Here is a 9,396-nt window from a genome sequence, read left to right as displayed (position 1 = left end):
AACTGGGGTACCTGTAGGTGGTCCCGCGGTTCGGTCAGTGCCATTCGGGCATGGGTGGTGTTCACCGAGCCGCGAGTTCTCCCACTGAGGGGCGGGAGAACGACCGGCCCGGCGGGTGTGTCTCTCCCAGGACGCACCCGCCGAGGTCCGGAAAGATCAGAGCGCCGACGCGACGAACAGGTACCTGTTCAGGCTGAAGAAGTAGCTCGCGCCGAGACCGCGCAGATCGTCGGCCCAGGCGCGCGCCTCCTCCTGCGTCACACCGGCATGACCGGGGACGAACTCCGACACGATGTCGATCAGGCCGCCGCTGTACGTGTGCTGGTCGTACGCCGTGTTGAGGATCGGCACCACCTGCTGATGCGTCGGCGTGAAACCGGTCTTCACCAGTACGTCGGCCAGCGTCCGGGGCAGATGCGGATCCGCCAGGTGATCCTCGAACGCGGTCAGCACCCGCGCCATCCGCTCGTCGTCACTCGATCGCCACACCACCGAACCCCAGTCCGTGTCCAGCAGTACGACGCGACCGGCCGGCCGAAGCACCCGTCGTACCTCCTCCAGTGCGTCCGCGACCGCCTCGACGTACTCGAAGACCTGGGTGGAGACCACCACGTCGAAACTCTCCGCCGGGTGCGGGATCCGCGTGACCGAGCCGAGTTCGAGCTCGAGGCCCGGTCCGCCGGGGACGTCGGCGTGGGTCCGGGCGATCGCCAGCATGCTTTCGCTGACGTCGATCCCGCAGATCCGCCCGTTCGGCCCCACCTCGCCGGCCATCTCCGCGGCCAGCAGCCCCGGCCCGAATCCGACATCCAGCACCCGGTCGCCGGGCCGCAACGCCAGCGCCGCCCGCACCGCCCGCCGCTGCTCGACCACATCCGGCGTCGTGTACACCGCCTCGATCTGCCGGGAAACCTCCGCATCGAAGTGCAACCCGTCCACGTCACCCTCTCCGCCCATGCCCAACATCATGGTCCTCGATCCCCCCGCCGGGGAGGGCATTTGCAAATCAGGTGAATGCCCCGGGTTGCCCCGGTTACGGTGACCGGATGATCGAGCTGCCCGAGGAGTTTTTGCGGATGCCGCGGTGGTGGACCGAAGGGGCGGACTGGCTGCGGGATCTGCCGATGGCGGTCGAGCGGCAGTGCCGACGGTGGGATCTGACGGTCGTGGGAGCGGTTGCACACGGGTCGAACGCGGTCGTCGTACCGGTCACGCGGGGCGGCGACGAGTTCGTCCTGCGGATGTCGCCGCCCGGACGGGAGGTGGCCGAGCAGACCTGGGCGCTCCGTTGGTGGGCAGGTCGGGGCATGGCCCAGCTGTACGACGCCGACGTCGAGGCCGGCGCGATGTTGCTCGAGCGGCTGTCGACACCGTTGACGACCCGGCCCATCGACGAGGTGATCGCCGTACTCGGGCAGCTGATGCGCAGACTCGCCGTACCCGGACCGGAGGATGCGCTGTCGACCGGAGACATCGTGACGACTCGATCAGCTGAGCTGGAGCCGCAGTGGGAGCGGCTCGGCCGGCCGTTCGACGCCGCAATCCTGCGTGAGGCGCTCGACATCGCTCCGACCGAGACCACGTCGACGGCTGCGGTCAACGGCGACTTCCACTCCGGCCAGGTGCTCGCGGGACAGCGGGAGGCGTGGCTGACGGTCGACCCCGTGCTGTACCGCGGAGACATCGAGCTCGACCTCGGTCGCGTTCTGTGGTGGGACCTCGACAAGATGACCGAGATCGTCCCGTACTTCGATCTCGCGGTCCGGGAAGCCGGTCTGGACCGGGACCGCGCCCGCGACTGGGTGATCTGGCGGACCGTCGACTACTGGCTGTGGGGATTGGCGGCCGGCCTGACCGAGGACCCGGTGCGGTGCGCGCGGTTGGTCAGCGAGCTTTCCAGATGAACCGGCTGCGCATCATCCGTGGAGTCTCGGCCGCGTTCGGCGCGATCGAGTGCAGGATCCACGGATGGGTCAGGTACACGTCGCCGGCCTGACCGGTGAGCTCGACCACGCGGACCTGCAGTCCGTCGAGCTCGACCGGCTCCATCGGGTCCACCGTGCGCTGCTCCGACGTCAGGTTGCGGAACCACGGATCCGACCGCAGCAGCCGATCGCGGACCTCCTTGAACTCGCGCTCGTCCGTCATGGTCAAGAACCGCTCGATCACCTTGTGCGAGCCCGCGACCTGCGGAGTCCCGCCGCCGCCCGGCTCGACATCGCCGTACAACGCCCAGATCTTCACAGCGCCGGTCTCGCTCTCGAAGCCGACGTCCGTGTGCCACTGCCGATGCGGCACCGCCCACGGCACGCCCTCCGGCATCGTGACCAGCACCTGTCCCTGGTGCTTCGGCTCGACCCATTCGCCGAGCAGCCCGTCGAGCGCCGACCGCACCCGCGGTCCGAGAATCGCGTGCGCGCGTCGATCGAACTTGGTGGTCTTCAATCCGGTCGGCCGCAACGTCGTCCAGGTCGAACGATCGTCGCGATCCATGGCATGCCGCGCGGACAGCTCGTTCCAGAGCACGTCCCGCATCCCCGCGGCCTCGTCGGAGGTGAACGCCGACGGGATCTTCACGATCCCGTCGCGCTCGAAAACGTCCAGCTCTTCGGTGGTGAGCATGTTCCATCCTGCGCACGTCCGGCGAACGCATTCCACCGAATTAACAGGTCTTGGTCGGCAGCCTCCCGTCCAGCAGGTAGTCGGCGATCCGGTCCCGCGCGCAGGCCGAGTTGAAGTACGCCGTGTGCCCGTAGACGTCGGCGGTCAACAGCCGGCTGTTGTCGATCTGCCGCGCCAGGCTGCGGGCGTTAGTGATCGGCGTCGACGGATCGTGCAGCGTGGATGTGATCAGAATCGGCGGCGTACCGTGCACCGGCGTTGCGGCCCACGGGGTGCTCGGCGGGATCGGCCAGCCGGCGCAGGCGGCGGTGATCGCCCAGGCCTCGACCGCAGCACCGACCCGCGGCGCGACGGCCTTGGCGAGCGCGAGTCTTGCGCGCGCATCGGCGTACCCACGCAGCTCACCCGGCAGATCCATGCAGGACACGGCGGCGTACGCGGTCTCGGGATCACCCACGTAGCTGACGTTTGCGAAGTCGGTGCCATCGCCCTTCGCGGCCTTCGCCAGGGCAGTCGCGAGCGCCGGCCAGTTGTCCGAGACCATTGATGTCAACGGCAACAAAGTCGGGAACGACATCCGGAGTACGTCGCCGTTCACCGGACCGTTCGGCCCGGTCAGCGGGGTCTTGTCGGCCTTGCGTACGGTCGAAGCCGGCCTCCATCTCCCTCGCCTGGTCGAGCATGAGCCGCAGCGCGCCCTGCTTGTGATCGAGGATCCCGTCGAGCACCAGCCGGCCGACGCGCTGCGGGAACTGCTGCGCATAAATCGTCCCTAGGTACGACCCGTACGACAGCCCGAGGTAATTGAACTTCGACTCGCCGAGCGCGGCCCGGATCGCGTCCATGTCGCGCGCGACAGTGCGGGTGTCCAGGTTCCGCATCAGGTCGCCGTGCTGCTTCAGGCATTGCTCACCGGTAGCACGGCTCGACGCGACCAAAGCGTCGTACTGCGCCTTCGACTTCGGGAACACCGGTACGCCGCGACGCAGCACCGGGCCGCAGTCGAGCTGACTGCTGCTCCCGGTCCCGCGCGGGTCGAAGCTCACCAGGTCGTACCGGTCCCGGTACTGCGGCAGCACTGCATCCGCGAGCCCCGCCGCGAAGATCGAGCCGCCCGCGCCGCCCGGCCCGCCTGGGTTGAAGAACAGCGCGCCGAGCTTGTGTTTCTGATCCTTCGCCGGGACCTTGGCGACGTACACCTTCGTGGTCGGACCGGCCGGTTTCGACCAGTCCAGCGGCACGGTCAGCGTCGCGCACTGCTCGACCGCGCCGGGTTTGCAGGCCTTCCAGTCCAGGGTCCCCGCGGCGGCCGCCGTACTCACCGGAACGGCGGCCGGGTGATTCCGAATCAGACGGAAGGTGGATGCCTCAGTGCGCCGGGGCGAAGTCGTGGAACCCGATCAGCTGCCGGATCTTCCCGTCGGCGTCGAGCACGACGATGTCCGTGCCACCGGCGACCGGCTCCTGTCCCTCGGCCTTCAGGTGCCAGGTCCAGCGCAGGTAGTTGTGGTGCTCGTCGATGTTGCCGACGCGGACGAACGACAGCCCCGGGAACATCTGCTGCGCGGCGCCGACCAGCTTGTTCAGCTCGTCGTGGCCGGTGGTCTCGAAGCTCGGGTCCTGGAAGGTCGCGTCGTCGGTCCAGGTCCCGGCGATCAGCTCGGCCCGGCGGTCGGCATCGGCGGCGTTCCAGGTAGCGAAGTACTGGTCGGCGAGAGTCGTTGCGTTCATGGTGTTTCCTCCTCGATCGGTTGCGATGACCAGAACCTTGCCGCCGGTTCGGCGTACCGTCCATGACGTCAGAGGTAATGGCTTTGTCTATGTCAGGTCGAGGGCGACCAGCTACGGTCGGAGCATGGCAGCGACGATCGAGGAGACGTTCCAGCGCCCCGTCGGTGAGCTTCTGCGCGGCTGGCGGGAGCGCCGTCGGCTCAGTCAGCTCGAGCTGGCGAACCGGGTCGAGGTGTCCACGCGGCACGTGAGTTTCGTGGAGACCGGGCGGTCGAAGCCGAGTCGCGAGATGGTGATGCGGCTGGCCGAGCATCTCGACGTACCGCTGCGGGACCGCAACCAGTTGCTGCTGGCCGGCGGGTTCGCGCCGATCTACAGCGAGGCGTCGCTGCACTCGCCGTCGATGCTCGCGATCCGTACGACGCTGCGCCGCCTGCTGAAGGCCCACGAGCCGTACCCGGCGCTGGTCGTCGACCGCTGGTGGAACATCGTCGAGGCGAACGCCGGGATCGCGATCTTCACCACGGACGTCGACGAGAAGTTGCTCCAGGCACCGATCAACGCGCTCCGCCTGACCCTGCACCCGGACGGCCTGGCCCGGCGGATCGCCAACATCGCCGAGGTCCGCTCCGCCGCGCTCGCCAGCCTGCAACGCCAGGTGGCCGGCACCGCGGACCCCGAACTCCAGGACCTGTACGACGAACTTCGCGGGTACGCCGTCAACGACAAGCCCACACCCCGTGGCTCCACAGACGTCGTCGTACCGTTCGAACTCACGCACAACGGACACGAGCTGTCGCTGCTGACGACGATCGCCACCTTCGGCACACCACTCGACGTCACAGTCTCCGAACTGATGATCGAGTCCTTCTACCCGGCCGACGAGACGACCGCCGAGTACTTGCGAGCACTGTCGTGAAGCCGGCCCGCGATCTCGCCGACACGCTCGAGCTGCACTTGCAGTACCTCGATCGCTACCGCGGCATCATCGAGAAGAAGCTCACCGGGTTGAGCGATTCCGACCTGCGCAGCAGCAGGTTGCCGTCTGGTTGGACACCGCTGGAGCTGCTGAAGCATCTGGTGTTCATGGAACGTCGGTGGCTGCGCTGGGGCTTCACAGGCGAGCAGGTCGACCACCCATGGGGTGACTCGGCGGACGACCCGGAGGGGCCGTGGCGGGTCGAACCCGACGACACCCTGGAAGCCCTGCTGGCCGAACTGCACGCGGGCGGGGAGTTCACCCGGAGCGTGGTCGCCGGCGAGGACCCGGCGACGGTCGCGGCGGCTGGTGGACGGTTCGGGACCGACAACCGGCCCACGCTGAACTGGATTCTGTTCCACGTCTTGCAGGAATACGCACGGCACGCGGGCCACTTGGACGTGGCCCGCGAGCTGATTGATGGTGCCACCGGCGAGTAGGGCTGCGTGACCTACTCGCCGGTGGCGGGATGCCCTACCGGCCTGAGGAGGGGTGGCCGGTGGGGAACGTCGTCGGGAAGCTCGGCGTCGGGATGCTGGGCTTCTCGGTCGGGGCCGGGAAGGTCGGCTTGGTGGTCGGCACCGACGGCTTGCTCGGGACCGTCGGCTTGGCGGTCTGCGGCTTGCCCGGGTCGACGGTCACCTCGACGCCACCGGAGACCGTTGTCGTCGGGAGAGACGGCGTAGTCGGCTTGGCGGTCGGCTTGCCGGGCACCGTCGGCAGGGTCGGCTTGCTGGTCGGCACGGTCGGCTTCGTGGTCGGTACGCCGTCCACGCAGTCCGGCAGCGTCGGAACCGGCTTGGCCGACGGCAGGCTCGGCTTCGTCGTCGGGAGCGACGGCTTGGCCGTCGGAGCTGACGGCTTGCCCGGAAGCGACGGCTTGGCGGTCGGCAGCGTCGGCTTGCCCGGAAGCGACGGCTTGGTCGTCGGGAGGGTCGGCAGGGTCGGCTTGGTCGTCGGCACCGACGGCTTGCCCGGCAGCGTCGGCTTCGTGGTCGGGAAGCTCGGCTTGGTTGTCGGGAAGCTCGGCTTCGAGGTCGGGAGCGTCTGCTTGGTCGTCGGGACCTGCGGCTCACCAGGCAGCGACGGCCGGGTGGTCGGCAGACTCGGCTTGGCGGTGGGCAGGCTGGGCTTGCCCGGGAGCGCCGGCTTCGGCGGGTTGTTCGGGTCGATGGTCTTGTGCACCGAGACCGTCGCCTTGGGCAGCTGCGGCTTCTCCGGCTTCTGCGGCAGGCAGGTCGGGTCCACCGACGGCGCCGACGGCGTACCCGTCGGAATCACCGCCGGCACCGGTGGCTTTCCCCCGCCGGCCAGCAGGTTCTTCACCGGCAGGGCCGGTCCGCCGACCGCGGCGGACACCGTCGCAACGGTTCCGGCCAGTGCGGTGACACCCGCCGCGGCCAGTCCCCGGCGCAGCCAGGTCAGCCGCTTACCGCGCCGCATCAGGTCGCCGGCGTCCGGCTGCCACGGCTCGATCTCGTACGTGAGCGCGTCGTGTACCCGCTGCTCGTCACTCATCAGTTTCCTCCAACTCCGCTGTCGATCAGGTCGGGTGCCAGACGCAACTTGGCCAGCGCCCGGGAGGCCGTGCTCTTCACGGTCCCGGCCGCCATGCCGAGCAGCTCGGCGGTCTCGGCCTCGGAGAGATCCTGCGAGTAGCGCAGCGCGACCACGGCTCTCTCCCGGACGGTCAGACCACCGAGGGCCGAGAGCACGGCCTCTCTGGTCTGGACCGCCCCGGCGAAGTCCGCCACCGCTCGCTGGTCCCAATCGTTTGCTACCGGATCGCTGGGTACTTCGTTGTTCCAGCGCCGGCGGGCCTGGGAGAGGAATCGGTTGACCAGCACCCGCCGGACGTACCGCAACGGGTCGCCCTCCAGCCGGTGCCACTTCGGGTAGGACCGCATCAACGCCTGCTGCACCAGGTCCTCGGCGGTATGCCGATCGCCGCACAGCATCTCCGCGAAGCGGAGCAAGGGGGTCGACTGCGCCACGACGAATCGCTCGAAGTCGGCGTCCGCGGTCCGGGTCATCGATTCTCCTCAGCCTCTGTCACACCGGTCCAAACCCGCTGGGTGACCGATCGGGTTCTGTGCAGTCACGAGAAATTTATTCACGGGCTATGCAGAAGAGGTGTTTGTGAGTCACATTGGGTGCTCAAGCCTTCACCGCCCCGGAGGTTCCGCCCATGCGTATCACCCGTACAACCGCGCTCACCGCCTGTCTGGCGATGACCGCCGCGATCTTTACGGCAACCTTGCCGAGCACCGCCGCCGTGCCGGATCCCGTCTCGGTCGCCGCCCAACCCGTCGCCGGATCCAGCAACGTCAAGGTCGACGGCAGCCGCATCGTCCTCGGCGACGCGCCGGCCGCGATCGGATCGACCGAGATCAAGCAACGCTCCGGCCTGGCCGAGCTCACGCCGGTCCGGTTCTCGGATCCCACGTCCGCCGTTGTCGTCGGCTACACCTCGGGTACGCCGGACGGTTCGTCGGCGGAGGTCGACGTACGGTCGTGGGTCAACAACAGATGGTCGGAGTGGACGACTGCCAAGGCCGGTACGCCGACCGCGCTGCCGAGTGCGAGCGACCAGGTCCAGGTCCGCATCATCGTCAGCGCACCGTCGACCGGCGCGAGCCCGTGGGTCGGCGACGTCACGGTTCAGCCCACGGACCAGGCCGCAATGCCGCGGATGACAGTCCAAGCGGCACCGCTCAAGTCGCACGTCTTCGCCACACGGGAAGGTCTGGTCGGCGGTACCACGGCCAACGGCCACGTGATCGTGAGCCGGGACCACTTCGTCGCCCTGCCCTCACGGCGCGGACTGTCGGGCGCCGGATCCGGCACGTACTCGGTGAAGGTGTGCACCGCCTCGCGCTGCGCATTCGAGCCGGTGTGGGACGTCGGCCCGTGGAACACGAAGGACGACTACTGGAACCCGAGCGCGACCCGCGAGATGTGGAAGGACCTGCCGCAGGGCAAGCCCGAGGCGCAGGCGGCGTACCAGAGCGGATACAACGGCGGGAAGGACCAGTTCGGCCGGACGGTCGCCAACCCGGCGGGGATCGACCTCGCGGACGGTGTGTTCTGGGACGCGCTCAAGCTGGCCGACAACTCGTGGGTCGACGTCACGTACCTGTGGACCGGTGATGGCGGGCGCGGGACGGTGTCGATCTCGTCTGGGTATCTCAACGTGCGTAATGCGCCGAACTCGACTGGCGCGGTTGTTGGGATGGCCGGGAAGTCGGCACAGGTCACTGTCGAGTGCCAGACCACTGGGCAGAGCGTTACTGGGTCGCAGGGCACGAGCAGTGTGTGGCTGCGGGTCAACGCCGGCATGTATGTCGCGAAGGCGTGGGTGTCGGCGGGTAGCTTCGGCGCTTTCTGAATCTCCACCACTCACTAACACCACGGCCGCACGCTCACCGACTGCTCGGTGGGCGTGCGGCCGTCCCTTTGGTGAGTGGCCGAGGTCCGCCCCTACTTACCGCGCGACGGGATCGTCGGCGGCTGGGACGGGGTTGCGCGTGACTCCGGCGTCCGGGTCGGCGCGACGGACGGCGTGCCCGGCACGGTCGGCGTCGGCCGCACCGCACGCGGCCGGGTCGGCGAGACCGTCGGCGTCGCGCAGGAGGAGTCCCTCGGCGGGCGCGTAGGCGTCGCTGCAGGGAGGGTCGGGGTCCCCATCGATGGGCGGGCTGGGGTTCGGGTTGGGCGGCAGGTGGGGGACGCAGTTGGTGGGAGGGTCGGGGGGAGACTCGGCGTTGCCGCCGGGCGGGTCGGGGTCGCCGTCGGCGGTGGGGTCGGGGTCGCCTCGGATGGTGTCAATGCCGTCGGGGTCGACGCTGGTCCGCCTTGGGCGGTTGTGTCGGCGGCTGAGTTGCCGCTGCGCGCCATCGCCGTACCTGCGACTGCGACGCCGACCACCGCCGCGGCGGCGAGCCCGCCCAGCAGTATCCGGGTCATCCGCCGCTTCCGGCCTACCTCGTCCATTGTTGCCCTCCGCACCTTTTGATGTTCGGTCGGGCTGAAGGACGCAGCCGGGTAGCGAAATGGTTCTGCCG

General features: G+C 68.8%; 12 protein-coding genes. 5 read left to right on the top strand and 7 right to left on the bottom strand.

The annotated features are described in order from the left end of the window. Window positions 1-156: 156 nt before the first annotated feature. On the bottom strand, window positions 157-957 hold the full coding sequence (locus ACLJOO_RS20505; protein ID WP_410788813.1) for a methyltransferase domain-containing protein: 801 nt from the start codon (window positions 955-957) through the stop codon (window positions 157-159). A gap of 89 nt (window positions 958-1,046) precedes the next feature. Between ACLJOO_RS20505 and ACLJOO_RS20500 the strand changes: the two genes are divergently transcribed. Then, the gene (locus ACLJOO_RS20500) at window positions 1,047-1,904 is read left to right on the top strand and encodes an aminoglycoside phosphotransferase family protein (RefSeq protein WP_410788812.1); all 858 of its coding nucleotides are present in this window, start codon (window positions 1,047-1,049) and stop codon (window positions 1,902-1,904) included. On the opposite strand, the gene ACLJOO_RS20495 is transcribed toward ACLJOO_RS20500, so the two are convergent. Genes ACLJOO_RS20495 through ACLJOO_RS20480 form a run of 4 tightly spaced genes read right to left on the bottom strand, consistent with a single transcriptional unit; the run spans window position 1,885 to window position 4,353 of the window. After that, a complete protein-coding gene (locus ACLJOO_RS20495; RefSeq protein WP_410788811.1) occupies window positions 1,885-2,622 on the bottom strand; it encodes a phytanoyl-CoA dioxygenase family protein in 738 nt (245 codons plus the stop codon). The genes ACLJOO_RS20500 and ACLJOO_RS20495 overlap by 20 nt on opposite strands. Before the next feature lie 40 nt (window positions 2,623-2,662). Further along, window positions 2,663-3,079: an alpha/beta hydrolase gene (locus ACLJOO_RS20490; RefSeq protein WP_410788810.1), complete on the bottom strand. Its 417-nt coding sequence runs from the start codon at window positions 3,077-3,079 to the stop codon at window positions 2,663-2,665. Continuing rightward, complete coding sequence (locus ACLJOO_RS20485) at window positions 3,072-3,944, bottom strand: alpha/beta fold hydrolase (protein WP_410788809.1); 873 nt, start codon at window positions 3,942-3,944, stop codon at window positions 3,072-3,074. The genes ACLJOO_RS20490 and ACLJOO_RS20485 overlap by 8 nt, the downstream gene beginning before the upstream one ends. Before the next feature lie 46 nt (window positions 3,945-3,990). Then, window positions 3,991-4,353: a nuclear transport factor 2 family protein gene (locus ACLJOO_RS20480; protein WP_410788808.1), complete on the bottom strand. Its 363-nt coding sequence runs from the start codon at window positions 4,351-4,353 to the stop codon at window positions 3,991-3,993. A gap of 124 nt (window positions 4,354-4,477) precedes the next feature. On the opposite strand from ACLJOO_RS20480, the gene ACLJOO_RS20475 reads away from it, so the two are divergent. Together ACLJOO_RS20475 and ACLJOO_RS20470 are read left to right on the top strand one after the other, a co-directional pair. Then, window positions 4,478-5,272 carry a helix-turn-helix domain-containing protein gene (locus tag ACLJOO_RS20475; RefSeq protein ID WP_410788807.1) on the top strand — a complete coding sequence of 265 codons (795 nt, stop codon included), beginning with the start codon at window positions 4,478-4,480 and terminating at the stop codon, window positions 5,270-5,272. Then, entirely contained in the window at window positions 5,269-5,772 is a 504-nt protein-coding gene (locus tag ACLJOO_RS20470; protein WP_410788806.1) for a DinB family protein, read from the top strand. The genes ACLJOO_RS20475 and ACLJOO_RS20470 overlap by 4 nt, the downstream gene beginning before the upstream one ends. 34 nt (window positions 5,773-5,806) lie before the next feature. Here the strand turns inward: ACLJOO_RS20470 and ACLJOO_RS20465 are convergent, their stop codons facing one another. Both ACLJOO_RS20465 and ACLJOO_RS20460 read right to left on the bottom strand, forming a co-directional pair. Beyond that, window positions 5,807-6,850, bottom strand: coding sequence for a hypothetical protein (locus tag ACLJOO_RS20465; RefSeq protein WP_410788805.1), 1,044 nt, complete (start codon window positions 6,848-6,850; stop codon window positions 5,807-5,809). Then, window positions 6,850-7,365, bottom strand: coding sequence for a SigE family RNA polymerase sigma factor (locus ACLJOO_RS20460; protein ID WP_371406491.1), 516 nt, complete (start codon window positions 7,363-7,365; stop codon window positions 6,850-6,852). The genes ACLJOO_RS20465 and ACLJOO_RS20460 overlap by 1 nt, the downstream gene beginning before the upstream one ends. Window positions 7,366-7,520: 155 nt before the next feature. On the opposite strand from ACLJOO_RS20460, the gene ACLJOO_RS20455 reads away from it, so the two are divergent. Continuing rightward, window positions 7,521-8,720, top strand: a complete 1,200-nt coding sequence (locus ACLJOO_RS20455; RefSeq protein ID WP_410788804.1) for a hypothetical protein — start codon at window positions 7,521-7,523, stop codon at window positions 8,718-8,720. Window positions 8,721-8,795: 75 nt separating this feature from the next. Beyond that, window positions 8,796-9,347, top strand: coding sequence for a hypothetical protein (locus ACLJOO_RS20450; RefSeq protein WP_410788803.1), 552 nt, complete (start codon window positions 8,796-8,798; stop codon window positions 9,345-9,347). The last annotated feature ends 49 nt before the right edge of the window (window positions 9,348-9,396 follow it).

The sequence above is a fragment of the Kribbella sp. C-35 genome, assembly GCF_046549195.1.
GTDB lineage: Bacteria > Actinomycetota > Actinomycetes > Propionibacteriales > Kribbellaceae > Kribbella.
The sequence above is the reverse complement of the archived record's forward strand: the minus strand, read 5'-3'. Positions and strand labels throughout refer to the sequence as shown.

What these genes read in the sequence shown, in the direction of transcription:
- ACLJOO_RS20455 (WP_410788804.1), top strand. Translation starts at nt 7,521, where the DNA reads ATGCGTATCACCCGTACAACCGCGCTCACCGCCTGTCTGGCGATGACC.
- ACLJOO_RS20475 (WP_410788807.1), top strand. Translation starts at nt 4,478, where the DNA reads ATGGCAGCGACGATCGAGGAGACGTTCCAGCGCCCCGTCGGTGAGCTT.
- ACLJOO_RS20480 (WP_410788808.1), bottom strand. Translation starts at nt 4,353, where the DNA reads ATGAACGCAACGACTCTCGCCGACCAGTACTTCGCTACCTGGAACGCC.
- ACLJOO_RS20500 (WP_410788812.1), top strand. Translation starts at nt 1,047, where the DNA reads ATGATCGAGCTGCCCGAGGAGTTTTTGCGGATGCCGCGGTGGTGGACC.
- ACLJOO_RS20460 (WP_371406491.1), bottom strand. Translation starts at nt 7,365, where the DNA reads ATGACCCGGACCGCGGACGCCGACTTCGAGCGATTCGTCGTGGCGCAG.
- ACLJOO_RS20465 (WP_410788805.1), bottom strand. Translation starts at nt 6,850, where the DNA reads ATGAGTGACGAGCAGCGGGTACACGACGCGCTCACGTACGAGATCGAG.
- ACLJOO_RS20495 (WP_410788811.1), bottom strand. Translation starts at nt 2,622, where the DNA reads ATGCTCACCACCGAAGAGCTGGACGTTTTCGAGCGCGACGGGATCGTG.
- ACLJOO_RS20505 (WP_410788813.1), bottom strand. Translation starts at nt 957, where the DNA reads ATGGGCGGAGAGGGTGACGTGGACGGGTTGCACTTCGATGCGGAGGTT.